Source organism: Megasphaera vaginalis (ex Bordigoni et al. 2020) (assembly GCF_900240295.1).
GTDB classification, from domain to species: Bacteria; Bacillota; Negativicutes; order Veillonellales; family Megasphaeraceae; genus Megasphaera; species Megasphaera vaginalis.
This window is the reverse complement of sequence record NZ_OEQB01000005.1, coordinates 134,310-160,836: the sequence shown is the minus strand read 5'-3', so window position 1 is coordinate 160,836 and position 26,527 is coordinate 134,310. Positions and strand designations below refer to the sequence as shown.

26 protein-coding genes and 1 pseudogene are annotated in these 26,527 nt (G+C 49.0%); 22 read left to right on the top strand and 5 right to left on the bottom strand.

Features of this window, described 5'->3' with window-relative positions; translation table 11 throughout:
* Positions 1-40: 40 nt before the first annotated feature.
* From rplK to rplL, 4 genes are all read left to right on the top strand, one after another.
* A complete protein-coding gene (gene rplK, locus C0977_RS07915; RefSeq protein ID WP_023052663.1) occupies positions 41-466 on the top strand; it encodes a 50S ribosomal protein L11 in 426 nt (141 codons plus the stop codon).
* 60 nt (positions 467-526) lie between these two features.
* Positions 527-1,240, top strand: a complete 714-nt coding sequence (rplA, locus tag C0977_RS07910; protein ID WP_023052628.1) for a 50S ribosomal protein L1 — start codon at positions 527-529, stop codon at positions 1,238-1,240.
* Positions 1,241-1,411: 171 nt separating this feature from the next.
* On the top strand, positions 1,412-1,969 hold the full coding sequence (rplJ, locus tag C0977_RS07905; protein ID WP_101913019.1) for a 50S ribosomal protein L10: 558 nt from the start codon (positions 1,412-1,414) through the stop codon (positions 1,967-1,969).
* A gap of 57 nt (positions 1,970-2,026) precedes the next feature.
* The gene (gene rplL, locus C0977_RS07900; RefSeq protein WP_023052688.1) at positions 2,027-2,395 is read left to right on the top strand and encodes a 50S ribosomal protein L7/L12; all 369 of its coding nucleotides are present in this window, start codon (positions 2,027-2,029) and stop codon (positions 2,393-2,395) included.
* 695 nt (positions 2,396-3,090) lie between these two features.
* Here rplL and C0977_RS07895 read toward each other — a convergent pair.
* The 3 genes from C0977_RS07895 to C0977_RS07885 are packed head-to-tail and all read right to left on the bottom strand — an operon-like array spanning position 3,091 to position 6,777.
* Complete coding sequence (locus tag C0977_RS07895; protein WP_101913018.1) at positions 3,091-4,260, bottom strand: M20 metallopeptidase family protein; 1,170 nt, start codon at positions 4,258-4,260, stop codon at positions 3,091-3,093.
* Between the two features lie 30 nt (positions 4,261-4,290).
* A complete protein-coding gene (locus tag C0977_RS07890; protein WP_101913017.1) occupies positions 4,291-5,487 on the bottom strand; it encodes an amidohydrolase in 1,197 nt (398 codons plus the stop codon).
* Between the two features lie 30 nt (positions 5,488-5,517).
* Positions 5,518-6,777 (bottom strand): hypothetical protein, encoded by a 1,260-nt coding sequence (locus C0977_RS07885; RefSeq protein ID WP_101913016.1) that lies wholly within the window; start codon positions 6,775-6,777, stop codon positions 5,518-5,520.
* A gap of 306 nt (positions 6,778-7,083) precedes the next feature.
* Here C0977_RS07885 and C0977_RS07880 point away from each other — a divergent pair, with 306 nt between their 5' ends.
* The 13 genes and pseudogenes from C0977_RS07880 to C0977_RS07830 all read left to right on the top strand — a co-directional run bounded on the left by C0977_RS07880 (position 7,084) and on the right by C0977_RS07830 (position 18,052).
* Complete coding sequence (locus C0977_RS07880; protein ID WP_101913015.1) at positions 7,084-7,770, top strand: helix-turn-helix transcriptional regulator; 687 nt, start codon at positions 7,084-7,086, stop codon at positions 7,768-7,770.
* A 26-nt stretch (positions 7,771-7,796) separates the two neighbouring features.
* Positions 7,797-9,116 carry a serine dehydratase subunit alpha family protein gene (locus tag C0977_RS07875; RefSeq protein ID WP_023052658.1) on the top strand — a complete coding sequence of 440 codons (1,320 nt, stop codon included), beginning with the start codon at positions 7,797-7,799 and terminating at the stop codon, positions 9,114-9,116.
* Between the two features lie 353 nt (positions 9,117-9,469).
* On the top strand, positions 9,470-10,876 hold the full coding sequence (locus C0977_RS07870) for an FAD-binding oxidoreductase (protein WP_101913014.1): 1,407 nt from the start codon (positions 9,470-9,472) through the stop codon (positions 10,874-10,876).
* Positions 10,877-10,910: 34 nt separating this feature from the next.
* Complete coding sequence (locus tag C0977_RS07865) at positions 10,911-11,417, top strand: pyridoxamine 5'-phosphate oxidase family protein (RefSeq protein ID WP_101913013.1); 507 nt, start codon at positions 10,911-10,913, stop codon at positions 11,415-11,417.
* Between the two features lie 2 nt (positions 11,418-11,419).
* On the top strand, positions 11,420-11,872 hold the full coding sequence (locus tag C0977_RS07860) for a pyridoxamine 5'-phosphate oxidase family protein (protein ID WP_101913012.1): 453 nt from the start codon (positions 11,420-11,422) through the stop codon (positions 11,870-11,872).
* A gap of 86 nt (positions 11,873-11,958) precedes the next feature.
* Entirely contained in the window at positions 11,959-12,972 is a 1,014-nt protein-coding gene (locus tag C0977_RS07855) for a 2-hydroxyacid dehydrogenase (protein WP_101913011.1), read from the top strand.
* A gap of 113 nt (positions 12,973-13,085) precedes the next feature.
* Complete coding sequence (locus tag C0977_RS07850) at positions 13,086-13,520, top strand: MarR family winged helix-turn-helix transcriptional regulator (protein ID WP_023052645.1); 435 nt, start codon at positions 13,086-13,088, stop codon at positions 13,518-13,520.
* A gap of 178 nt (positions 13,521-13,698) precedes the next feature.
* Positions 13,699-13,851, top strand: a complete 153-nt coding sequence (locus C0977_RS10885; RefSeq protein ID WP_159459048.1) for a hypothetical protein — start codon at positions 13,699-13,701, stop codon at positions 13,849-13,851.
* A gap of 185 nt (positions 13,852-14,036) precedes the next feature.
* Positions 14,037-15,179: an acyl-CoA dehydrogenase family protein gene (locus tag C0977_RS07845; RefSeq protein ID WP_101913010.1), complete on the top strand. Its 1,143-nt coding sequence runs from the start codon at positions 14,037-14,039 to the stop codon at positions 15,177-15,179.
* A 391-nt stretch (positions 15,180-15,570) separates the two neighbouring features.
* The gene (locus C0977_RS07840; protein ID WP_101913009.1) at positions 15,571-16,482 is read left to right on the top strand and encodes a metal-sensing transcriptional repressor; all 912 of its coding nucleotides are present in this window, start codon (positions 15,571-15,573) and stop codon (positions 16,480-16,482) included.
* A 54-nt stretch (positions 16,483-16,536) separates the two neighbouring features.
* Positions 16,537-16,713 (top strand): annotated as a pseudogene (locus C0977_RS11380) (macro domain-containing protein); the annotation flags it as partial.
* Positions 16,695-17,258, top strand: coding sequence for a macro domain-containing protein (locus C0977_RS07835; protein WP_234987614.1), 564 nt, complete (start codon positions 16,695-16,697; stop codon positions 17,256-17,258). The pseudogene C0977_RS11380 and the gene C0977_RS07835, both read left to right, overlap by 19 nt.
* Positions 17,258-18,052 carry a CpXC domain-containing protein gene (locus C0977_RS07830; protein WP_101913007.1) on the top strand — a complete coding sequence of 265 codons (795 nt, stop codon included), beginning with the start codon at positions 17,258-17,260 and terminating at the stop codon, positions 18,050-18,052. Before C0977_RS07835 ends, C0977_RS07830 begins: the two co-directional genes overlap by 1 nt.
* Positions 18,053-18,087: 35 nt before the next feature.
* Here C0977_RS07830 and C0977_RS07825 read toward each other — a convergent pair whose 3' ends face one another.
* Positions 18,088-18,945, bottom strand: a complete 858-nt coding sequence (locus C0977_RS07825) for an NYN domain-containing protein (protein WP_101913006.1) — start codon at positions 18,943-18,945, stop codon at positions 18,088-18,090.
* An 85-nt stretch (positions 18,946-19,030) separates the two neighbouring features.
* Complete coding sequence (locus C0977_RS07820) at positions 19,031-20,137, bottom strand: M48 family metallopeptidase (protein ID WP_234987613.1); 1,107 nt, start codon at positions 20,135-20,137, stop codon at positions 19,031-19,033.
* Positions 20,138-20,255: 118 nt separating this feature from the next.
* Between C0977_RS07820 and C0977_RS07815 the strand changes: the two genes are divergently transcribed.
* The 5 genes from C0977_RS07815 to trpD all read left to right on the top strand — a co-directional run bounded on the left by C0977_RS07815 (position 20,256) and on the right by trpD (position 26,518).
* Positions 20,256-21,266 (top strand): MBL fold metallo-hydrolase, encoded by a 1,011-nt coding sequence (locus C0977_RS07815; RefSeq protein WP_101913004.1) that lies wholly within the window; start codon positions 20,256-20,258, stop codon positions 21,264-21,266.
* A 566-nt stretch (positions 21,267-21,832) separates the two neighbouring features.
* Positions 21,833-23,005 (top strand): pyridoxal phosphate-dependent aminotransferase, encoded by a 1,173-nt coding sequence (locus C0977_RS07810; protein WP_036242182.1) that lies wholly within the window; start codon positions 21,833-21,835, stop codon positions 23,003-23,005.
* A gap of 426 nt (positions 23,006-23,431) precedes the next feature.
* Positions 23,432-24,901 carry an anthranilate synthase component I gene (gene trpE, locus C0977_RS07805; protein WP_101913003.1) on the top strand — a complete coding sequence of 490 codons (1,470 nt, stop codon included), beginning with the start codon at positions 23,432-23,434 and terminating at the stop codon, positions 24,899-24,901.
* Positions 24,898-25,467: an anthranilate synthase component II gene (locus C0977_RS07800; RefSeq protein WP_101913002.1), complete on the top strand. Its 570-nt coding sequence runs from the start codon at positions 24,898-24,900 to the stop codon at positions 25,465-25,467. Before trpE ends, C0977_RS07800 begins: the two co-directional genes overlap by 4 nt.
* A 40-nt stretch (positions 25,468-25,507) precedes the next feature.
* Positions 25,508-26,518, top strand: coding sequence for an anthranilate phosphoribosyltransferase (gene trpD, locus C0977_RS07795; protein WP_101913001.1), 1,011 nt, complete (start codon positions 25,508-25,510; stop codon positions 26,516-26,518).
* Positions 26,519-26,527: the final 9 nt, after the last annotated feature.

Genomic DNA, 26,527 nt, shown 5'->3' with positions numbered 1-26,527 from the left:
GCCGTACCACATCTTGTAATGTAAGGAGGTGTAACTCACCATGGCAAAAAAAGTAGCTAGAATGGTAAAACTTCAATGCGAAGCCGGTAAAGCAACGCCGGCGCCTCCGATTGGCCCTGCATTAGGTCAGGCTGGCGTCAACATTATGGCTTTCGTCAAGGAATTCAATGAACGGACTGCAAAGCAGGCCGGTTTCATCATCCCTGTTGAAATTACCGTTTATGAAGATCGTTCTTTCACGTTCATTACCAAAACCCCGCCGGCAGCTGTCTTGCTGAAGAAAGCCGCGGGCTTGGACAAAGCTTCGGGCGAACCGAATAAAAAGAAAGTTGCGAAATTGGGCCGCGATAAGGTCCGTGAAATCGCCACGACAAAGATGCCCGACCTCAACGCTAACGACGTTGAACAGGCTATGAAGATGATTGAAGGTACTGCCCGCAGCATGGGCATCGATATTGTCGACTGATTGACACTATCGGCCCGTGGAAGGGGATATCCCCGTTAGACCACATAAGGAGGAAATAAGATGGCAAAAGTAGGTAAGAAATATGCTGAAGCCGTAAAGCTTTTTGATAAAGCCACGTTGTACGATCCGGCAGAAGCTATTGACATCTTGAAAAAGATGGATACTGCCAAATTCGACGAAACCGTTGAATTGGCCGTCAACTTGAACGTTGACCCGAAATATGCCGATCAGCAGGTCCGTGGTGCGATCGTGCTGCCGAATGGTATCGGCAAGACGAAGCGCGTCCTCGTATTTGCTCAAGGCGATAAGGAAAAAGAAGCCCTTGAAGCCGGCGCCGATTATGTCGGTGCAGACGACATGGTGGAAAAAATCCAGGGCGGCTGGCTCGAATTTGACGTGGCTATCGCTACGCCGAACATGATGGGTAAAGTAGGCCGCTTGGGTAAGATCCTCGGGCCGAAAGGCCTGATGCCGAACCCGAAAGTCGGTACGGTAACGATGGATGTGGCTAAAGCTGTTTCCGAAAGCAAAGCAGGTAAGGTTGAATATCGTACGGATAAGGCCGGCAATATTCATTCTCCTATCGGCAAAAAGTCTTTCGAAGCAAATAAATTGATCGAAAACCTCACTGTTCTCGTCGATACCCTGATCAAGGTCAAACCGTCGGGAGCCAAGGGTCAGTACATCAAATCCATCACGGTTAGTTCCACGATGGGACCTGGCGTGCACATTAATCCTTTCAGCGTAAAGAGTGCCGTCAAAACGGAAGAATAAAATATCTCTCTTAGCTGTAGACTGAAGGTATGTATAATGGACGTAAGTCCGCCATCTGAGGCTATGAAACTAGATATGTGAAAGACTAGTTCGGGCCTCGTACTGTATGTATGAGGCCTGTTGTATTGCTAAGGCGATATCGATCTCACATTAAGGAGGTGTATCGAAAGAATGTCTATGCCTGAAAAGAAAGCCGTATCACCGGCTAAAGTCGCAGTTGTTGCGGAAATGAAGGAAAAGCTTCAAAGCGCACAGGGCGCTGTTCTGGTCGGCTTTAACGGCCAGAGCGTTGCTGACGTTACCAAGCTTCGCCGTAAATTCCGTGAAGGCGGTGTTGAATACAAGGTCATCAAGAATACATTGACCCGTATTGCCGCCAATGAACTCGGCTATAACGATTTGGATCCGTTCCTGGAAGGGACGACGGCGCTTGCTTATTCTACGGAAGACGTCATTGCTCCGGCCAAGATCCTGAAGCAATTCATCAAAGAAACGAAGACCGAAACCTTGACTGTCAAGGCCGGTCTGGCTGACGGTAAGGTCATTGATGCCACTGCCGTTGACGCTTTGGCCAGCTTGCCGAGCCGCGAAGAATTGCTTGCCAAATTGCTTGGCAGCATGAATGCGCCGATTACCGGCCTGGTCAACGTACTGCAGGGAAATATTCGCAACGTTGTGTATGCGCTTGAAGCCGTTCGCGCCAAAAAAGCTGAACAGGAAAGTGCGTAAGCTCTTTCTGCAATTTATTCCGTTAACACTGATTAACACCTATGGAGGGAATTTAACATGACAAAAGAAGAAATTTTACAAGCCATTGAACAGATGACTGTTTTGGAACTTTCCGAACTCGTAAAAGACATGGAAGAAAAATTCGGCGTATCCGCTGCTGCTCCTGTTGCCGTAGCTGCCGCTCCTGCTGCCGGTGCTGCCGAAGTTGAAGAAAAAGATGAATTTGACGTTATCCTCAAATCTGCAGGCGAAAAGAAAATCGGCGTCATCAAAGTCGTCCGTGAAGTGACCGGCCTCGGCTTGAAAGATGCCAAAGATTTAGTTGACGGCGCTCCTAAGACCGTTAAAGAAGCAATGCCGAAAGCTGACGCTGAAGCTCTTAAGGCTAAATTGGAAGAAGCCGGTGCTTCTGTAGAACTGAAATAATTTCATTCTTGAAATTACAAGCTCTGCAAACCGTATGAATATGCGATTTGCAGAGCTTTTTTGTTTAACTGACAAGACTGAAAAAACAAGACTAAGGACTGATCAAACCGGGATGGAGCAGATCATAAAATTAAATGATAAGGAAGAAGCAATTCCAGCATATCTCAAAAAAAGACCTGACAGCACTTAGCAGGAAACTGCCGCGGCAACTGGTACTGCCTCTTGGCGCTATCGAGTATTATACAAAGATGCTTCAAGAAAAAGGCTGTCTCCAACACGTAGAGACGCCTCGCAAAGGGAGCCGGGTGTGATACGCATATGGCCTTATTTTTTCTAAAAACTGTGAAAATAAGGTTTATTTCGAGAAACAGTGCGTTAAAATAGAGTAATGGAGACATCAGCCTGGAGAAAAGATGCCGGCATAGGCCGGACATAATTGCAGTTTCAATCAAAACCTGAATCGATGTGCCGGTTCAGGTTTTTTGTTTTTGGAAAGATAAACAGGCACCCCTTTAGGCGGAAGCCGGGGTGCCTGTTTCTTTGCGAAAAATTGCCGATGATCATCTTGCGGGACCGATACATACAAAGAGGTATGCAACTTACGTTGCATACCTCTTTGTGGATTCTTTAACCTTATTCCGGTACGAAAGCTTTTGAATACAGGTAGAGAATCAGTATAGGCCATAAGGAAAAAATCACCCGTTTAACCAATTGATGGCGAGTTGAGCGTAGATCAAAGCCCCGTACGGAAGTACGGATTCATCTATCGTGAAGTGATCGCTGTGATTAGAATAAACAGCCCCTATATCAGGGTTCCGCGCACCAATGAAGAAAAAACCGCCGGCTTTTTCTTTTTGATAAAATGCGAAATCTTCACTGCCCATAACCTTTTCGTAGTTTAATAACGCTTCGTTTCCCAGCAAGTCGGAAATCGTATGAGCCACCATTTCTGAGCAGGTTGGGTCATTGACAGTGGGAGGGACGACATGGAGATATTCAATTTCGGCAGTGGCGCCATACGCTTCGGCTGTAGAATTGATGATCCTATTCATTCTTTCTTCCAGTAACGCGCCTATAGAGGGATCAAAGTATCGAGTGGTTCCTTCCAGGGAAGCTTCTCCGCCTACAATATTCCAGCGATCTCCGCCATGTATCGTTCCTATTGTGAGAACGGCTGTATCCAGCGCATTTATTTGACGGGAAATGATTGATTGTAAATTTACCGCAATAGCGGCTGCAGTGAGAACGGCATCAATTCCTGCATGAGGTTGGGAGCCGTGGGATTGCTTTCCATGTACTTTGATTACAAACCTGTCGGTTGCCGCCATTGCCGGTCCTGCTTTAACGCTGAATTTTCCTGCCGGAATATCTGTCCAAATATGTGCTCCAAAAATAGCGCTGATTTTTTCATACCAATCTCCGACAGACATCATATACGTAGCGCCTTTGCCGATTTCTTCTGCCGGTTGAAAAATCAGGTAAACGCGTCCTTGGACTTGATCGCGATTATCTGCAAGCATTTTAGCGGCGCCTAACAGCATTGCGATGTGCGTATCATGTCCGCAAGCATGCATGATTCCTTGGTTTTTAGAACAAAACGGCAGGCCTGTTTTTTCTGTTACCGGGAGTGCGTCAATGTCGGCCCGCAGAGCAACCGATTGTCCTGGACGGTTGCCGTTAATGATTCCTATTACGCCAATACCGCTAGGCGTGATTTCATGGGGAATTTTCAATTCTTCGAGTTTTTCCGCGATCCTCTTTGTCGTTTTCACTTCTTGCATGCTTAACTCGGGATATTGATGAAACTCCCTTCTTATGTTTTGAATATACGCTGAGTAATCTCCCAAAGTGTCTTTTAAGGACATCGAATGCCTCCCTTCTGAATAGATACCGTTTTATAAGTTGGATGATGTCATCGCTTCCAAATAGTCATAGGCGAATTGGGCGTACATGGCGGCTCCTCGTTTGAGCACGCTTTCATCAACGGTGAAGCGGTCGTTATGATTCTTTTCAACAATTCCCAAAGCGGCGTTTCTGGCGCCGACGAAGCCGAATATTCCCGGGACCTTTTCCATGTAAAGGGCGAAATCTTCGCTTCCCATCATTTTGGCGAGAGGGCCTAGGGCTTCTTTTCCGAATAATTTAATGGCCGCTTTTTCTGCAATACCGTTTAACATTTCGTGTTCATTAATGACAGGAATTAAATATGGTTCGTATAGCAATGTCGCCTTTGCTTCATGGGCTTTGGCAATATTTTCGATCAAGTTGCGAATCCAGCCTTCAACGCTTTCGCGCACTTCTTTTGAATGTGTACGGATCGTTCCTTTCATGGTTACTTTGTTAGCAATAATATTGAAACGTTGTCCGCCGGTAATCTCTCCGATAGTGATAACCAGGGGATTAATGGGATTGTTTTTCCTTGCCACCAGAGTTTGTATTTGGCTGATAATGTCGGCAGCCGTTACAATTGCATCTGTTCCTTGATGAGGCGCGGAACCATGTGCGGACTTTCCTTCAACGATAATTTGGAAATTGTCGCAACTGGCCATTCTCGGGCCGTTGTCGAAATTCATATACGGTGAATCAAAATCTCCCCATATATGTGTTCCGTATATTGCGTCCACGTCGTCCAGAAATCCGTTTTCTATGTAGTATCGAGCGCCATAGCAGGATTCTTCTGCAGCTTGGAAAATAATTTTCACATTGCCGGCCAATTCAGCTTTATGCGACAGTAACATTTTGACTCCGCCGAGTAACATGGCTATGTGGCAATCGTGCCCGCAAGCATGCATGACCCCTTTGTTTTCACTTGCAAAGGGAAGTCCTGTATGTTCTTCTACCGGCAACGCATCAATATCGGCACGTAAAGCGACCGTCTTGCTCTTTGGCGTCGCTTTACCGCCCTTAATCAGAGCCCAGCAACCGGGGTAATCTGGATAGACGTGAACGTCCAATCCCATGGCTGTCAACTCTTTAGCAATTTCTTTTGTCGTATTTACTTCTTCGAAAGAAAGTTCGGGGTGAGCATGGAAATATCGGCGCCTTTCGATAATGTATTGTTCCAACTGTTCGGATAGATCTTTGAAATTCATCGAGAAGCACTCCTTTCAAGCGTACGTATTTTATTTTTGCAACAAGGGAATAAAAATGGAGGCAATGATTACGGACGTGATTGTAACCGTTACGAACCCGCCGACAATCATCTGAGGTAACATTTTGTCCATCAAGAATGCTTTTTCTTCAGGCGTTTCAGCCAGTGCAGTAGTGCATTCATCTGTTAATACATAGTTTGGCGGGAAGCCATATAACGCCGTTAAACTTGTTGCTACGGCGATATATGGGCTGATCTTTAAAAACCTGCTTGCAAGAACGGAAAGTATGATCATGCCAATTACGCCGACGACAATGATGGTGACCATTGGTCCTAAAATTTCGGATAAAAGTTCAGGCGTAGCTCCGCTTAATCCTGAGAATATAAAAATCATTAAAGCGAACATAAGGAAATTAAAACATCCGTTTTTCATTAAAATATTGGGACGCAAAAATCCTAATTCCGTTGCCAAAATGCCGAATACTAACGCTAATACAGCCGCGTTAATGGCATAGGCTCCCATAAATGTCCTTGTCCAGGCACTCACTACGATGGAGAGTGTAGCGATCAGGCACATGGTAGCTAAGGAATAGGTGACGGAATAGTATTTGTCCGGAATAGAGGGGAAGAGCTTTTTGTGAGTCATTTCTTCAGTGACGGAAAACTTACCATTCGTTTCGTCGATATTGCCAATCGTGGTTGCTGCGGTGATTTCGCCGTTTCTATATCCCTTTAGCAAACGCTTTCCTTCTTTTTTCAACATTACGGCGGTTAAAGGATAGCCGGCAAAACCTTGGCATACGTACATGCAAATTGCTAAAATGGCCGCTTTTTCTAAGCCCAGCTCTTGTGCGGCAGTTTGCATCATGGTAGCGGCAACAATACCTCCCGTAAGCGGGGGCAGACCGGCGACGATATAGTTGAAATCAACGAGGTTAAATACGGCCAATGCGAGACAAAGGATGATCATCCCTGCAAGACCTGCGAGGCAGACTAAAATAATTTTCCATTGACCGGCCAGTTCTTTAAGGCTGATCGCAGTCCCCATATGCGTTACACACAACAGAATAGCGATGATTCCTCCTAAAGGAGCGCCTAACCCGCCAAGCGTAACGATGTTTTTAGGAAAGACTGTCCAATAGCCTATTAAAAATAAAATGGCGACAACAAACACGGAAGGTATCCATGCCTTAGTGAAAGTGCCTACAAATTCACCGATAGCATAGACGGCACAGAGAACAAATAGAGCGAAAACAGGAGTAGTGGTCAAAAACGCTTGAAACCCTTCCATAGTTAAATCCCTCCTTAAAAATAAACTAAAAAAAACAGATGGTTGGTAGGGGATAAAAAATAACATACAATATATATAAAGCCAACCTCATAATAATATGTTATCATATTAATAATAAAATAACAATCTAAAAATACAATAAAATTTAACATATTACCGATTTAAATTAATTTAACAAACATATAACTGGGCTTTTATCTAAAATAATTTTGAAAAATAATGCAGAGTATTAACTTGAAAATATATTATCGTTATAATAAAATAATAAAAAATGGCTTTTGTAATTTGAAAAGAGGGAAATAGTAAATGGACACCAATAATACATTAGTCATGTACGAAAAATTGGTAGCTTTTCTTGGGGAGGTGTTAGGCGATCAATGCGAAGTTGTGCTGCATGATATGCGGAATTTGGAGCACTCCGTCATTGCGATTGCCAATGGGCAGGTTAGCGGCAGGGAAGTAGGATGTCCTGCGACGGATTTCGTATTAAAACTGTTGCAATTAGGAAAAGATAAAAGGGCGGAATATATTACCAATTATTTCGGAAAAAATAAGGATGGACAGATTTTGCGATCGTCGTCTTATTTTATTCATGACGATGCCGGGAAGGTACTTGGTGTTCTTTGTATTAATTATAATCTTCAGGAATATTTGCGAGTGAGAGATGCGTTGGATAATGCATTTCTGTTGAAAAGGGACAAACAAAGCAAAATGGTCATTCATTCGGCAAGTGAGAACAATCTTTTAACCGTAATATCGGAAAATCTGTCTCAGACTGCAGATGAAACAATTGATAGCATTATTAGTAAAGAACTCATGCAGTATGCTGTTGATCCGAAACGGTTTTCACAAAAAGAACGACTGGCAGTAGTAAAAAATTTATATGACAATGGATTGTTTTTATTGAAAGGCGGGATTGGAGCGTTGGCAAAGAGGCTTGGCGTTTCTGAGCCGACGGTGTACCGATATATCAATACTGTAAAAAATGGATAATGATTACGCTGGAGGAGGAATGTGCAATGATGACGAATGAACGGTGGCAGAAGATGATTGCTGTCATCAAAAGCGATGTCGTACCGGCAACGGGGTGTACGGAACCGATCTCGTTAGCCTTTGCGGCGGCAACGGCGGCCCGTTATTTGGGCGAAGACGTTATTTCCGTAAAAGCTCGTGTTTCGGCCAATTTGATGAAGAACGGCATGGGCGTCATGGTTCCCGGTACGGGGCGTCCCGGGCTCGTGATCGCCGCTGCTGTCGGGGCTCTCGGCGGCGATGCCGACGCCGGCCTTCAGGTTCTGCGGCAGTTGTCCGCAAGCGTTGTGGAGCAGGGCATGATGATGGTTGATAACGGCGCGGTTACCGTCGGAGTCAATAAGGAAACGGATCACGTCCTTTATGCCGAAGCTTGCGTGTACGGTGAAAAGCATTATGTTAAAGCCGTTATCGTCGATGATCATACGAATATCCTTTCTATTGAAAAAGACGGCGAAGTTATTTTTTCGGCAGCGGCGCAAGATAACGGCGAAGGTGACGACAAAAAGGCCTTTCTTCATACGCTTTCCGTAAAGGAAATACTTGCTTTTGCCGAACAGGCGCCGCTTGAAGAGATCCGTTTTATCAAAGAAGCGGAGGACCTGAATGACGCGCTTTCGAAGGAAGGGTTGACCGGCAAGTACGGATTGAAGATAGGACGTACGTTGCAGGATGCTCAGGAGTCGGGTATGACGGGGAAAGATTTGCAGAATGAGATCCTGATTCGCACGGTGGCGGCCTCTGACGCCCGCATGGGCGGTGCTGCGTATCCGGCCATGACGAATTCGGGATCAGGGAATCAGGGAATAGCCGTGACGGAACCGGTTACCGTTGTCGCCGATTATCTTCATGCCGATGAGGAAACGCGGCTTCGCGCGCTGATTTTGGCGAGCATGACGGCGATTTATATTCACGGGTACTTGCCGAAGCTTTCCGCTTTTTGTGCTACCGTTACAGCCGCCATGGGGGCTGCAGCCGGAATGGCCTGGTTGCTCGACAGGGAACATGGGCTGGAGCGGATCGGCCAGGTTATCTGCTCGATGACCGGCGACGTTGCGGGAATGATCTGTGACGGCGCTGCCAACAGCTGCTCTATGAAGGTATCAACGGCTGTCAGTGCGGCTTATAAGGCGACGGTATTAGCGTTGAACGGGACGCGTGTCAGCGGCGACGACGGACTCGTTGCCAATGATGTGGAGGAATCGATTCGCAATATCGGACTCCTGGCGTCCAAGGGGATGCAGCAGACAGATGATGAAGTGCTGGATATTATGCTGCACAAGAATCAAGGCGACCGTCGCCAATAGCGCTGTATGGCAGAAGATAGATACGAGATAGCATCATTTTGGGAGAGGCTGAAGAGGCCTCTCCTTTTGTCATACGTGTAGTCTCAAGGCCCGTAACGGATTAAAGTCAGTGCGTCAGCGTATTTTCAAAGAAATAACGTGTATTCTTGGCGAGCAAAAAATCGTTTTGCCGAAAAAGATCGCTTTAAGGACGGGAGAAAAAAGAACGGAATGGTGATCGGAGCGATAACAGAGGATTTACGTTGCCGCCGTCTGTTTTCCGCTGCTTTATCTTTTATGCGGAAATTGATACAATGATAGCATGTAAATGGGTAAATAGCAGAAGTGGGTTTCTGCATATGGGAGTGAAGGAAATGAACTATACTAAGGTAACTGAAAATATTGCGGCGCAGCTCCGGACTATTGTCGGAGAGAAGAATGTCTGGACCGACGTTGAGGCGATGCAGCCTTACGGGCACGATGAGGTTACGGATCCGGCGTACCATCATTTGCCGGAGGCGGTGGTGTTTCCGCAGACGACGGAAGAAGTGGCGGCAGTTGTCATCTTAGCCAATGAGCATCATTTCCCTATCGTGCCGCGCGGCGCAGGTACGGGGCTGGCGTGCGGCGCCGTTCCCAGTTGCGGCGGCATCGTTTTGTCCCTGGAGAAGATGAATGCCATTGAAGAGATCAATGAGGACGCGTTGTATGCCGTTGTTCAGCCCGGCGTGCGTACAGCCGATTTGCAGCGCGCTGCTGAGGAAAAAGGACTCTTTTATGCCGGCGATCCCTGTAGTGGCGACTCTTGCCAGATCGGCGGCAATATTGCAACGAACGCCGGCGGCAATCGGGCTGTAAAATACGGCACGACGCGTCATCAGGTATATGCCGTTGAAGTCGTGACCCCCTTGGGGAAGATCGTGGAGCTCGGCGCCCGTTTGAAGAAGCAGTCGACCGGTTACTGCCTCGATCAGCTGATCATCGGTTCGGAAGGGACTCTGGGAATTATCACGAAGGCTACGCTCAAGCTGTTGCCGAAGCCGAAATATACGCTCGATATCTTGGCGGTTTTCGACAGCGTCGATGCTGCTATCGGCATTGTCAGCAAAATTGATAAAGCAGGGATAACGCCGACATGTGTGGAATTTATGGACAATATTACAATCAAGTCGGTGGAGCGCTTTCTCGGGGAACCGCTGCAGGGGAGTGCGCAGGGAAATTATCTGATCATTGAAGTGGAAGGGAAAGATGAAGACGACTTGGATGACAAGGCTCTTTTCCTTGATGCGCTCTGCAGTGAAAACGGGGCTTCGGCTGTTCTCGTTGCCGATTCGGCCCGTATCTGGAAGGCGCGCAAAGCCTTTGCCGAAGCCGTCCGCGCCGAAAGCCGGAACGTTTGCAAAGAAGATGTTGTGGTGCCTGTCGATCAGGAACCGGCGCTGCTGGCAACGATCTTGAAGCTGGCGCGGAAATACGGTCTGATAACGCGGATCGCCAGTCATGTCGGTGACGGCAATATTCATTTAAATATCCTGAAAAATGAAGAATTAAGCTACGACCAATGGAACGAACAGGTTGAAAAGAATCAGCAAGAACTGTATACCGCCATATATCGTCTTGGCGGTCGACTTTCCGGCGAACACGGCATCGGCTTTAAACGCAAACACTTGATGAAAGCATTTACAAACCCCGATGAACTGGATATGATGAAAGCGGTTAAGCGCGCATTGGATCCCAATTATATTCTGAATCCGGGGAAGATATTTGATTTGGATATATAGCGTTGCGTGTACGGTGTGATGAGGGGGCGACAACATGTTCAGAGAAATGAGAAGGAAGCGGCAACTGTTGAGTGAGGCGGAAACGGTTGCCGTAATGGAGCGCGGCACTGCCGGTGTGCTGGCGCTTCTTGATCAGGACGGATATACCTATGCCGTACCGCTCAGCTATGTCTATAACCGTGCGGAAAAGCGGATTTTTTTTCATTCGGCTACATCCGGCCATAAGCTGGAGGCTATTGCTCACCATCAGAAGGTTTCCTTCTGTGTCATTGATCAGGATCAGATCGTTCCGGAAGAATTAACGACCTATTTTCGCAGCGCCATTGCCTTTGGAGAAATATATGCGGTAACCGATGAGGCGGCAAAAGTTGCGGCACTTAAGCTGCTCGGCGCGAAATATTTGCCGTCTGACCCGGTACGGGTGATGCAGTCTGTCGAGAAATCGCTGGCGGCAGTGACGATTTTGGCGATGACTGTTGAGAAACTGAGCGGCAAGGAAGCGATCGAATTGGTTCGCGCCAAAGCGGCGAAGGGGCGATAATCATGCGCAGAAAAGATAGAGAATTATCTGCTGAAGAAGGAATGGCTATTTTACGGGACGGCGAATACGGCGTTCTGTCGACGCAGGGAGACAAATATCCTTACGGCGTACCTATGAGTTACGTTACAGACGGCAAGGCCATCTACCTGCACGGCGCCGCGGCGAGGGGGCTGCGGTCACGCAATATGGAAGCTCATGAAACGGTGTCATTTACCGTTGTCGGAGCAACGGAGGTATTACCGGCTGCTTTCAGTACGAACTATAGCAGCGTGATCGTTTTCGGACGGGCAACGCGGATAGAAGGAGAAGAAAAACGAAAAGCATTGCAGTTGTTTGTCGCAAAATACAGTCCCGCTTTTCGGGAAGAAGGCGCCCGCTATATCGAGAAGGCTGCAGCGGCAACGGGCGTTTACAAGATTACCATTGATTTTCTGACTGCGAGGAGCCGCAGATAAGGGCCGTCGTCCACCGAAGCAGGGGAACTGTTTTTTTCGGTGCGAAAGCATGGCGTTGTCCGATTTCAGGGAAGAAGAGGGGATATATGACAGATAAAACGATCGTCCTAATAAGCGGTCCGATCAATAAACACGTATTACCGCCATTGGAACGGGATGGCAGGTTTGAGATCAGAAAGCCGGAAAAGGGACTGCATTTTACAGCGGAAGAGTTGAAAAGCAAGATCAGCGATGCGCAGATACTTATCGTTGCCTATCAAAGCGTGATTACAAGGGAGATACTGTCGGCAGGAGAAAGGCTGGGCCTTGTCATACAGCCCTTTGTCGGCTATGAAAATGTTGACGTAGACGCTTGTACCGCGTTGGGGATCCCCTTTTGTAATACGGCGTCTATCGGTACGGAAGCTGTTGCCGAATTGGGCATGGCGTTGGTTTTCGCCGCATATCGCAATTTGCCGCAGAACTGCGCTTATGCCAAGAGCGGCGGCTGGCAGCGCCGCGGGGCGGCGCCGTTCCTCTTCGGACAGACTGTCGGCGGTTCCGTTATGGGCATCCTGGGACTGGGACATATCGGGCTTCGGCTGGCCGAGTTGGCGCAAGGGTGCGGCATGACCGTTCTTTATCATAATCGACGCCGCCATGAAGCGGCAGAATCGGCCGGTATGACTTGGGTCACGACAGATGAGCTGTACAAAGCGGCCGATATCGTTGCCGATGTCTTGCCGTTGACGGCGGAAACGAAACATTTCGTCGATAGAGCAGCTTTTCGAAAAATGAAGGACAGCGCACTCTTTCTGAACATCGGCCGCGGGGATACCGTTGATACGACGGCCTTGACGGAAGCCCTCAGGACGGGGGAAATTGCCAAGGCGGCACTTGACGTCATTGACATCGAACCGCTGCCGCCGCAGCATGCGTTGTACCAAATGGACAATGTCATTATTACGCCTCATATCGGCGGCATGACGCGGCAGTCATGGGCGGCTAAGGGAAACGGAACGGCGGCCAATATTATTTCTTTCTGCAACGGACAGGGCGTGCGGGACTGTGTCAACGGCCGAGCGCTGGGAATAAGGGAAAATAAAAAAGTCCGTTTATAGGAAAAACGAGGTTATGCGGAAAGAGCGGCTTTTCTGGTAATCTTCCTTTATTTATGATAAACTATATAAAAGTACGTGAATATTTTATCTTACTTAGAGGAAGGACGAGAGTCGTGGACTATAATCAATGTATAAACTTTCTGCTGACAGTGGCGCAGCATGAAGTTTTCTTAACCTTCTCGGAAAATTTGTCGCATTTCGGTATCACGCCGGGACAATACGGCGTGTTGGCCTGTCTTTGGCGTGATGGTTCGTTAACTCCTAAAGAAATCGCGCAGAACCTGCGTGTGGAAAACTCAACCATATCCGGCGTTCTGGACAGAATGCAGAAGCGGGGGCTGATCGATCGGGTGTTGGATCCGAATAACAGAAGGAGTATTCGCGTTGAAGTGACGCCGGAAGGATTAAAGATCAAGGATGCAGTATTGCAGTGTATTGAAGAATTGAATGATGACGTATTAAAAGATTTTTCTGTTGAAGATCGTGAGAAATTGGTTGAGTTGCTTAGTCGTGTCGGCAATGCGGCCGTTTCTTTTAAGGCGGAATAAGGGATATAAAAGGCTTTCCTGCGGGAAAGCCTTTTGTGTATCTAGAAAGTTAATGGAGATACTGTATGAGAAATCTATTGACATAGTCGACTACTCATGATATTATTTAACCAGGATATTTCTTAATACGAAATATCCTTTATACAAATATAAAAAAACGATAGAAGGAGTGAAACTTATGAGATATGTTAATTCAGCCGTACATGAAGAAAAACAAAGTTTGGCTAAACGCTTTCTCGTTCCGCAGATAAATCGTTATGATGCCGTCGATCTGTTTATCGCAGCTAATAAAGAGTTTGGAAAAATAGATATTAATACAAATAGTATTTAAGCATAAAAAACGCAACCTCTGATAAGGGGTTGCGTTTTTTTCATTAAAATTTTTCTATCATACTATTAATACATATGTATTGACTGCTGCATTTTACCTATGATATTATGCAAGTGTAATATTTCTTATTGCGAAAAGTTTCTAAGGGTAAATTTTATATTTTGAATTAAGAGGAGAGATGCAGAATGGATTTTGAACTCAGTGCACAAGAACAGGAAATCGTAAATCAGGTTCGTGAATTCACACAAAAACGATTGGCTCCCGGTGTTGTTGAACGCGATGAAAAATCGGAATTCCCCCTTGAAGCGTTCAAGGAATTCGGCAACATGGGGATGTACGGTCTCTGCTATCCACAGGAATTCGGCGGCACTGATACGGGATATCTCGCATATATTCTTGCAGTAGAAGAAGTTTCCAAAGTTGATGCGTCTTTTGGTATCGGGTTCTCTGTCAATACCTCTCTTTACGGTGGCAGTGTCATGTACTCCAATGCCACAGACGAACAGAAAAAACGTTTTCTCTCGCCTATTGCCAGCGGTAAAGCTATCGGCTCTTTCGGGCTGACAGAAGCCAGTGCCGGTTCCGATGCTGCAGGGCAGCAGACGATCGCCACTCCGGACGGTGACGGTTATGTATTGAACGGCACGAAGATTTTCAATACCAATGGTCCTCTGGCCGATTACACTGTCGTATATTGCCTCCTCGATCCTTCTGTAGGAACAAAGAGCATGGCAGCTTTCGTTGTCGAAAAAGGCACGCCCGGCTTCCATGTCGGCAAGATCGAAAACAAAATGGGGATTCGCTCGGCGCAAGTATCTGAAATGGTCTTGAGCAACGTGAAGGTATCTGCCGATCAAATGATTGCCAAACCGGGCGAAGGCTTTAAGTTGGCGATGAAGACGTTGGACGGCGGCCGTATCGGTGTCGGTGCGCAGGCTCTCGGTATCGCTGAAGGAGCATTTGAAATTGCCAGAGATTACCTGAAACAGCGTGAACAGTTCGGCAAACCGCTCTTCAAGCAGCAGTATCTGGCCTTCAAGATGGCTGAATTGTATGCTGATATTGAAAAAGCCAAATTGGTTCTTTATAAAGCAGCGAAATTGAAAGAAGCGGGAAAACCGTTTACGACGGCTGCTGCCATTGCTAAAATGACTTGCACCGATGTGGCGATGAAGGTTACGACGGAATGCGTGCAGATGCTCGGCGGTAACGGCTATATGAAAGAATATCACGTAGAACGCATGATGCGCGACGCCAAGATCACACAGATCTACGAAGGCACGAATGAAATTCAGAAGCTCGTCATTTCCGGCGGTCTCTTCCGCTAAGAGCTTTTGCTCCTGCAGAAATGCGAGTTCCTATAAAGCAACTTCGTTGCCGTACAGCCGGCAATCGGTCATATTGTCAAAGGCATGGGCTTTTAGCTCATGCCTTTTTTGCGGTCCCGAATCATCCAAGAAAGACATTTATCCGGTAAAACGCAAGGATACGTTTCTTGCTGTACACTTTATGAGAAGCGGCTGCGTTTTTTATCCCTTAAACCACGGGGGAGGGATAGGAAACGGTCGCATATGATTGTATACTAAGAAGAGTACATAGCGGGAGAAGCGGGATTGCGGCGTATTTGCGGGATAAACCGGCTTTGACGGGCGGCTGCTGACGAAAACGGCCCGTTGAGAGGCGCCGCTTTTGAGGGGAACGAAGAGGAGGAATCTTGGCATGGATAAAGAACATATGTTTTTTGATAATTACGCGGCTAATTGGGATCGTGACAGGAAAGAAGACGCGGCGCTGATCGGTCGGCTCCTTGACCTTGCCGACATACCGGCGGCGGCCGTCGTTCTCGACGTCGGTTGCGGCACCGGCGTCTTGCTGCCCTATTTGCATGCGCGCCTCGGCGGCGGCCGTATTGACGCTCTCGATTATTCTAAAGCGATGTTGACCAAGGCGAAGGAAAAGTACGGCGCCTTGGAGGGGATTTCTTTTATCGAAAAAGATATTTTAAAATATGATGTGCCGCCGGGAACGTACGATACGGTTTTATGCTTTGACTTTTACCCGCACATGAGCAAGAATACGCACCGGTTCATTAAACAGATCGGTTCTGCCGTCAGAGACGGCGGCGATTTGATTATTATGCATGATCAGGGGCGGCAAAAGGTCAATGCCATGAATCCGGGACACCTGGCGGAGGGAGAGGCAGCCTTGCCGGCGATCGATGTCATGAGCACGTTGCTGACCGGCGCAGGGTTTGTTGTAACGGCTGCCGTTGATGACGGGACGATCTATTTTGTCAAAGCCAGACGCTGTTTGGAATTGTCTGTACCGACTGCTGCCGGAGACCAGCCGCAGTCCGCTCACTGCGGCCGATATCATCAGCAGGAAAAAATTGTCATCAATCGCTTGGCCCGTATCAGCGGTCATTTGGAAGCGGTCAAGCGCATGATTGAGGGCGGCAGAGATTGCAGTGATGTGTTGATTCAGCTGGCAGCCGTCGATTCGGCCGTCGTCAGCGTCAGCAAAGTCATTTTGAAGGATCATATCGATCATTGCCTTGTCGAAGCGGTCAAACAGAATGATTTGGGAGCCGTCGAACGGTTGAAGCAGGCGATTACGATCTTTGTCAAATAAATTTGGGTTCAACGTGTATGGTATAATGAAAGCGGAACGCTTCAGGAGGGGACGATGCGGCTGCGTGTTTTTAAAGGCGATATAACGGATTCGAAAGCGGCAGGGATCATCATTTCCGCCGGTACGACCTTACTCGGCGGCGGCACGGTGGCAGCTGCCGTCCATCGCAAAGGCGGCATTTCTCTGACCGCGGCCTGCCGGTCTTTGCAAGGATGCCGGCAGGGAGAGGCCAAAATAACGTATGGATACAAACTGCCGGCGCGTTATGTCATTCATGCCGTCGCGGACCGTTTTGGCGCGGCGGCACGGAAAATGAAGCGGCCCTTTTGGTCAGCGCCTGTGAAGCGGCTTTGCGGCTGGCTCGGGAGAATACACTCCTGCACCTGGCGGTTTCGCTTATCAGCGTGGAAGATAAACGTTTCCCCTTGCAGAAAGCTGTGGCTCTTTTGGCGCCTGCCGTCTTGCGCGGCGGTGCTTTTGCCGAGCAGATTGATTTCGTCTGTGCTGACGCGACTGCCTGCGCTGCCGTGGTGCGGCAGCTCACCCTGCTTCTTTTGCAGGCTTGGCATCGCGGCCGGACGACGGCGGAAACGGTTGCCGCCTTGGCGTTGTTGTTGACGGCGGAACCGCTGCCGGAGCCGTCTCGGTTTGCCGCGAACATGAAAGCGATCAACCCTGTTATCCGGGCTGCTTCAAGGGAGGCCGAAGATTGGAATTTTATGACACTGAACGTACTTGCCGATTCGATCTTACAAGTATATGAGGAGAGCAACTGATGGAAACGAAGAGTCATGCCGTAACGTTATCTTTGCGCTGCCCCGCTTGCGGGACAGACGGAACTTTTGCCACTTGGGATTATATTGATGCCGCCGACGGCGCGCTGCGCCGCCGTGTGCTGACGGACGAAGGCCTGTTTTTTTATACTTGTCCTCACTGTGACGCTGCCGTACAGGTGGAGTCGCAGTGTCTTTACGGTGACAGGGACCAAAAACTGTTGATTTGGCACATTCCGGAACCGAAACTGGAAGTCAGCGCCGCTGCCGTTCAGGCCTTCACCGGTGAAGCATCTTTCGACGACTATCGTTGCCGGGCCGTTTTAACGTGGGGCGAATGGCGCGAGAAGCTCATCGAAATGGAGTCCGGTTATGACGACAGGCTCTATGAACTGATCAAGTACGGCGCGTACCGTCTTATCAAAGAAGCCGACCGGCAGAAACTGCCGTTAGCAGCGTATCATCTCGATTATGCTGACGGCGCCGGCCGGTCCGATTCCTTGGCATTGGTGTTCATGGAAGAGGGCAAGGCCGGTTCCGGTTACGTTTACCCGATTACGGCGCGGCTTCTCGACGTGACGCAGGATGTTTTTCTGCCGCTCATCGAAAGAGTTCCCGCTTTATCCGGGAAGGGCGTATTTGAGCGCTACGGGTACACCTGGGCGCAGCAATTCATGACGCAGCTGTTGCAGTCCGTTTCCGAAGACGGCAACGGCGCATACGGACAGCTTATCGGATTCTGGATCCAAACGCTGGGAAAGGAAATTTTTAACAACGAGATCATGAAGGAAACATAAAAACGAACCGGACCTACTACAGGCCCGGTTCGTTTTTATTTGCGGCGATGCGGTGTGCGGTGATGTTGTATCGGCCGATGGGGATTCAATTTGAAATAATTGTGTTTAACCGTTTTGTTTTTTTCATCTGTCGTCGTGCTGACTTCAAAGAGATTCAATGATTCAATGAAGGGAACAAATTTTTTGTAACCGAAATTGCGGACATCAAAGTCTGAGAATTGCTTGTTCAGCAGATTTCCTAAGGTGCCGGAAAAAATCCAGCCCGTATCATCGGAATTTTCTTCCGCCAACTTGATCAGCGCCTGTTTGATCGTCATAAAATCTTTACCCGAAGTCGTTTCTTCTTTTAAGGGACATGACGTTGTCACTTCCGTGACAGGCGGCAAAACGGCGGTAGTGCCGTGCGTTTCCTGTCGGGCCGGCGGGGCCGCATGTTCCTCTTCGTGGGCTTCGGACCACAGCACATCGAGGTAGAGAAAACGATTGCAAGCAGAAATAAAGGATCGAGGCGTTTTGCTCTCGCCCATACCGATGACATATTTCTGTGATTCGCGCAGCCGTGAGGCGAGACGCGTGAAATCGCTGTCCGATGAAATGATGCAGAAGGCATCGAGACTGCTCTGATAGAGCAGGTCCATGGTGTCAATAATCAGCGCCGAATCGGATGAATTCTTGCCGATCGTATTGCTGTATTGCTGTATCGGCTGGATGGCGTTGTCAAGGATGATGTTTTTCCATGAAGCCATCTGCGGTGTTGTCCAATTGCCGTAAATTCTCTTATACACGACATTTCCCAAATTATTTGCTTCGGAAATGATGATGTTGATGTATTTGTTCGATATATTCTCGGCATCGATTAAGACGGCCAGTTTCATTTCTTTTTCCTGGGTCATACGTTACACATTCCTCCTTTCCCTTTCCTATTGTACCATAAAACCCGATTCATACGAAATGAATCGGGTTTTATGGTACCGTTGTTTACAGCAGTTTCTGTAAAGATGCCGTAACTTCTTCGGGGGCCTTTTCCGGCGCCAGATCCATGATCGGCTGTTTGCCGACGTAAAGGATATTGTCTTCGCCTCTGTAGGCTTTTTCTGTCGTTGTTTTATCGTTGTGGTACACGGCGGACAAATTGCCGGCGATTAAATACGCCCGTTCTTTTCCCGACATGGAATCAATCGTTTCCGGTTTGTACCAATCCTTGTCGTGCAGCGAAATCATACCGCTGTCTCCGTTAACCTTGACAACGCCGTTGCTCCATTTCGTAATGTCTTCGCTGTAGGTCTTCAGGCGGTTGATATTTGTCGGATGGTCGTTAAACAGTTCCATTACCCCGCTACTCTTCGTCTTGCCGTCGGCGTGATCGAGGACGCGCTGCCATACGGCGGCGCCGCCGCCGATATTATAACCGGCGTTGACGGCGTAGGTGAAGGCGAGTGCGTCAGCCTCTATTTCCATCGGCTTTGTGATGAGTTTGGCCGTACCGATTTGGGAGAGGATGGCTGATCCGACTTCGGCAGCGCCGCCGTTGGCGCCGGCAATGGAAGCGATGAGAGAAATCGGCATCGTTTTTTTGATCCCGCTGATGGGGTGTCCTTTTTGACCGTGTCCCATTTCGTGGGCGACGATGAAGGCAATTTCATTTTCATTATAATTCAACGGCTCGAAGAGTCCGATATTGACGCTTAAGTTGTGGCCTATGGTACAGAACGCGTTGAAGTCCTTGTCCTCGTTGACAAAATAGTTGTACGGCTTTTTCGTAATTGACGGATCCGTCTGGGCAATGGAAGCGGAGAGATTGGTCACGATCCGGGTCAGCATGGCATTGGCGCGCTCATCGGTGCTGACGCCGTATTTTTTTTTGATCTGCTTCATAAAATCGTCGCGTCCTTCATTATCCAGATAACGTAACTGTTGGTCGAGATAAATATATTCGGCGCCGGCATTAATCAAGGTGCCGATGGTACCGAGATTTCCGAGGCTGAAGGCTTCGGCTGTTGTCGACGGGACAACGGCGGCGCCGCAGCTGACGGCAATAAGACAGGCCAAAAGGGACGTTTTCACTTTCTTTCCCGGTGTTTTCATGAATATCATGCCTCCTTGGCAAATAGATACGATAAGTGAACTACTAATCATATTATAACATAAAGGCGTGTGGTATAATGACAAAACAGAGAGTATTTCTATAGGCGAGGAGCATTCCATGATTAAACGACTTTTTTTTCATCCCCATATCTATCAGATTGAAGTGAATCTGCCGGACAATCCGCTGCGGTATCTGAACGCCTATGTCATTAAAGGTGAAACGCGAAACTTGATCGTTGATACGGGATTCAACAGACCTGAATGCCGGCGCGATCTTTTCGGCGCCTTGGCTGAATTGGATATCGATCTGCGCCGGTCGGATCTGTTTTTGACGCACCTTCATGCCGATCATACCGGTTTGGTCGGTGATTTTGCGGCTGCCGGCAGCACTATCTATATGCACGCCGTCGATTACACGTATTTGCAGGATTCAAAAGACGGCTCTACGTGGCGCTTTACAGAAGAAAATTTCATGCGTGAAGGCATGCCGGAGGCGGATATTAAATTGCAATTTTCCAATCATGCCCGGCTTTATTCGCCTGATCCGAATTTCACGGCTCATTTTGTCGAAGACGGCGACCGCCTGCAACTGGCTGGAACGGAAGTGCAAGTCATTCATACGCCGGGCCATACGAAAGGGCTCTGCTGTCTGTATTTGCCGCAGGAGAAAATCTTTTTTACGAGCGATCACATCCTTTTTGATATTACGCCGAATATTCAGGTCTGGTCCAACATGAAGGATTCGCTGGCGCAATATCTGCACAGCCTTGATAAGGTGCGGAATCTTCCGGTTCGCCTTGTACTGCCGGGTCACCGCAAGGGGCGGACCTCCATTGTCGAGCGGATTGCCGAGCTTCACGACCACCATCGGCGGCGGCTGTTGGAAGTGGAGGGGATTTTGCGACGATACGGTCGTCTTTCCGCATTTGCCATAGCGCCGCATATGACTTGGTCCATGCGCGGGAAACAATGGCCTGCTTTTCCGCCGACACAGAAGTGGTTCGCCTTAGGTGAAACGTTGGCGCATCTGGAATACCTGTGCAGCCGTCAACGTATTTCGTACACGGTGGAGAGCGGAGTCAAACAGTATGCGTTAATTGCTGATCGGTCCCCGCGAGATGAGGCTTGATAAGGGAAGATGGCAGCGTGCGAAACGGTGCGACTGTCGGTTCGCGAGGCATAGCCATGACGTGCAGAACGGTAACGTTACTATACATTACCGCTCTGCTTTTTTTCGCCATAATTGCCGTGCAGTTTTGTCGCCAGTTGGTGGTTCTGCCGGGGTGTGCCTGGCGATACAATCGAGTCACGCGTCTTTTTAGGAGACAGCACGGACTTCGGCAGTGTAACCTGTTGCCGGCGTTGTTTTGACGCGTATAAACGGAGCTGTTGCGATTTGCCTACGAAGAAGGAAGTGCTGTGCAACTTAGAAATGAATAGCATGATAAATAAGAATAAAATGATAAAAACGCATTTATGATATGAATACAATTTACAAGGTATATAAAATGGAGTATGATGAAAAAGTAGTAAGCGCAGAATGTATTCTGTATATAAAATTCTCATCATAAAGTGATATGGCTAATATCACTTGTGTCGGCAGCCGGCACATAAGAAGGGAAGTGGATAGTGTTATAGACGGGGTAACGCGTGTTTTGGTGTCAATTAACTTATAGAAAAGGTGGTGCGCGAATGATGAAGTGGGATCAGAAAGTAGCAAAAAATGTACAGGATATGAAACCGTCGGGAATTCGTAAATTCTTTGATATTGCCGCGCAGGTGAAAGGCGTTTTGTCGTTAAGTATCGGGGAGCCTGATTTTGCCGCGCCTGATAAGGTTTTGAATGCTATGAAGGCCAGCTTGGATGCCAAGGATACGAGTTATACGGCTAATGCAGGCATGCTGGAACTGCGGCAGGCTATTGCCGATTACTTTGCCGCTCATTACGGTGTGACTTACGATCCGCAAGATGAAATCCTCGTTACCGTCGGCGTATCGGAAGCGCTGACTATGGCGCTGATTTCCCTGGTTGAGCCCGGAGATGAAGTCATTATTCCGGACCCGGCTTATGTTGCCTATCCGGCAGCCGTTGAAATGGCTCACGGCAAAGCCGTGTTCGTGCCGACCTATCCGGAAGACGACTTCAAGCTGACCGTGGAAAATCTGGAAAAAGTCGTTACGCCGAAGACGAAAGCACTGGTTATCGGCTATCCGAACAACCCGACCGGTACGGTAATGACGGCGGAAGAACTGATGCCGATTGCCAAGTTTGTAGAAGAACACGATCTCGTTGTTCTGAGCGATGAAATTTACTGTGAATTGGTATACGGTGATACGAAGTTCACCTCCTTCGCCAAATTACCGGGCATGCGGGAACGGACGATCGTTTTCAACGGCTTCTCCAAGGCATGGGCCATGACCGGCATGCGCCTCGGTTATGTCTGCGCGCCGCGGGAAGGATTGGCGGCTATTACGAAGCTGCATCAATATGCCATCATGTGTGCCAATACGCAGGCGCAGCAAGGCGGGATTACGGCGTTGCGGGATTGTGACGAAGAAGTTCAAGCCATGCGTCAGGAATATGACAGCCGTCGTAAGGTTATCTATGAAGGCTTGAAAAAGATAGGCCTGAACGTCTTTGAACCGAAAGGCGCTTTCTATATTTTCCCCGATATCCGCAGTACAGGCATGACTTCGGCGGAATTTTGTGAACGTCTTGTCAAGGAAGAAAAAGTGGCTGTCGTGCCGGGATCGGCCTTCGGCGCCAGTGGCGAAGGCTTTATCCGTATTTCCTATGCCGCTTCGATGGAAACGATCAAAGAAGCGTTGAATCGGATGGAACGGTTTGTCCAAAGGAATAAGAAATAAGCCTAAACGGTAAAACAGGTGTGCCTTTATACTAAGGCGCACCTGTTCGCTATTTTAACTAAATATTTCCGTATAAATAAAAAGTTGTTGACAAATGAAATGGTGAAGCGTATTATCTAGTTCAACAACACATATTGGTTATAAAACCTAAGACGCGGAAGTAACGGCGAAGTCGTGCACTTACAGAGAATCGGGATGGTGAGATCCGGTAGAACGCAGCTCGTCAAATGGACCGCTGAGGGCGCAGGGAAAGGCCGGGGCCGAGTATTCTGCGACGTGAGGGCATACGTCAGTTGCCGGGAATATGTTGGTATTCCGTCGAGCGTAGGAGTCATATCCTAAAACAAGGTGGCACCGCGGAACTGTATCCGTCCTTGACAAGGTATTTGTCATGGACGGATTTTTTTTGTTAATGGGGGAAGCAAAATGGAAACGATGTCGTTGAATGAGATTCTTCAATATCGTAAGTCGTACGATATTGTGCCGGTTGCGGCGACCTTGTATGCCGATACCTGCACGCCGGTAGAGGCGTTATGCAGATTGCGAGGGGAAAGTAAACGCTGTTGCCTGCTGGAAAGCATGGAGGATGCTACGCGTTGGGGGCGGTATACGTTCATTGGCGTTGCGCCGTCAATGGAGATGCGTTGCAAAGACGGCGTCATACAGATAAAGGATGCAGGTGGCGTTACGGAGACGAGAGAGGACCCTGTGGCGGTGTTGCAGACGGTTTTACAACATTACCGAGCGCCGCGATTGGCGAATCTTCCGCCCTTTACAGGCGGCTTTACGGGCTACTTTTCCTATGATTATGTCGCTTGCAGTGAAAGGTCGTTGCAGTTGCATGGTGAGGATGAAGGCGGGTTCGCCGATTTCGAGCTGATGCTGTTTGATAAGGTCGTTGCTTTTGATCATTGGCGACAACAGATCGTCTTGATTGTCAATATTCGTCTCGACGAGGCTGAAAAAAATTACTCGCAGGCGTTGAGGGAATTGGCAGATATGGCGCGTGCGCTGCGGCGCGGCAGAAGCGTATATCCTGCGTCGTTACGGCTGCAGACATCGTTTCAGCCTCTTTTTACAAAAGACGAATACTGTGCAATGGTACGAAGAGGAAAACACTATATCAAAGAAGGGGAGATTTTCCAAGTTGTTCTTTCCAACCGGGTGAAGGCGAGAGCGAAAGGCAGTCTTTTTGATGCCTATCGCGTTTTGCGAACGTTGAATCCGTCGCCGTATCTGTTTTACCTGTGCAGCGAGACGGTAGAAATAGCCGGATCCTCACCGGAAACGCTGATTCGTCTGACAGATGGCGCGCTGTCCACATTTCCGCTGGCAGGCACGCGTCGCCGCGGCCGGACGCCGCGTGAAGACGAAGCGTTGGCGGCAGAACTTGTGCGCGATCCGAAGGAATTGGCCGAACATAACATGTTGGTCGATCTGGGGCGCAATGATCTGGGACGTATCAGTAAGTTCGGCACCGTTCACGTCGAAACATATCTTGATATTCTCCGTTTTTCTCATGTCATGCATCTTGGCTCTACCGTCACCGGCGAGATAGGCGACGGCAAGACGGCAATCGACGCGATCGGCGCCGTTCTGCCGGCAGGAACCTTGTCGGGCGCTCCGAAGATCAGGGCTTGCCAGATTATTGACGAGTTGGAAGACTGCAAGCGCGGAATTTACGGTGGCGCCGTCGGATATATCGACTTTACGGGAAATATGGATATGGCTATTGCCATTCGGTTGGCTTATAAAAAGGATGACATCGTTTATGTTCGCGCCGGCGCCGGTATCGTGGCCGACAGTCGGCCGGAAGCGGAATATCAGGAATGCGTGCATAAGGCGCAGGCCATCGTGACGGCATTGGAAACGGCGAACGGAGGGATCGACAGATGATCGTGCTCATTGATAATTACGACAGCTTTTCATACAACGTTTATCAGCTTTTGGGACAATTCGACGAGGACATCGCCGTTATCCGCAATGACGCCGAGTCCGTCGCCGCGTTGGCGGCGCGAAAACCGGATCACATCGTCCTTTCGCCAGGTCCGGGACGGCCTGCCGCGGCGGGTATCTGTGAAGAGGTAGTTCACCACTTCTGCGGAAAGGTGCCGATTCTCGGCATTTGTCTGGGACATCAGGCTATTTGCGAAGCGTTCGGCGGCACCGTGACTTATGCAGGAACCTTGATGCACGGCAAACAGTCTGTGGCCAGGATCTTGCGCGAAGAACCGTTATTCCATGGACTCGGGCCGGAAATGGATGTCGGCCGATATCATTCGTTGCAGGCCGAACGGATGACGCTGCCGCCGGAGTTGGAAATTTTAGCGGAGACGGCGGCAGGAGAGATCATGGCTGTCGGTCATAAAAAAGCGCCTGTTTACGGAGTGCAGTTCCACCCCGAATCCATATTGACGCCGCAGGGACCGTTGCTGATACGGAATTTTTTGAACCAGGCATAATTTTTTATTGTTACATATACATAATAAGGGGGAACATAGGATGATAGGGGAAAGTACGGTACGATTGATCAATCATGAAAATTTGAGTATAGCTGAAGCCGGCGCCGTTATCGACGAGATCATGGAAGGCAAGGCGATGGCTGTGGAAACGGCGGCGTTTTTGACCGCCTTGCAGGCGAAGGGAGCCACGGCGGAAGAAATCATGGCCTGCGCCCGATCTATGCGCAATCATGCGACACCGGTAAAAACGCCGCTGCCGTTGTTGGAAATTGTCGGGACCGGCGGCGATCATGCGCAGTCTTTCAACATTTCCTCGACATCGGCCTTCGTTTGCGCCGCCGGCGGCTGCTATGTGGCTAAACACGGCAATCGGGCAGCTACCTCAAAGAGCGGCGCTGCCGATGTGTTGGAAGCGTTGGGCGCGAGAATATCACTCGCTCCGGCCGCTTGTCTGACGCTGCTTAAAGAAGTCGGCTTTTGTTTTCTTTTCGCGCAAACGTATCATCGGGCAATGAAGTATGTCGCGCCTGTACGCAGGGAACTGCATACGCCGACGGTGTTTAATTTGCTTGGACCGTTGACCAATCCCGCACGTTCCGCTTACCAGGTCCTGGGCGTGTACGAGGAAGCGCTTCTGGAACCGATGGCGCGCGCTTTGCGGGGCTTGGATGTCAAACGGGGCATGGTAGTTTTCGGGACAGACGGGCTGGATGAGATCTCGCCTTCGGCGGTGACGAAGGTTTGCGAATTCAATGGCGATACATTTCAGACGTATACGATCGAGCCGGAACGGTTTGGATTAAAGCGGGGACGGAAAGCGGAAATTATCGGCGGTACACCGGCGGAAAATGCGACAATTACGTTGTCCGTTCTGGGCGGAGAAAAGGGGACGCGCCGTACGGCCGTGGCAATGAACGCCGGGGCCGGCCTTTATGTCAGCGGCAAGGCGGCGACGCTGGCCGACGGAATCCGTTTGGCCGGCGAACTGATCGACAGCGGCGCGGCATTGGAACGGCTGCAACGGTTCATCACCTTAAGCCACTGCGTTTGAGGAGGTACG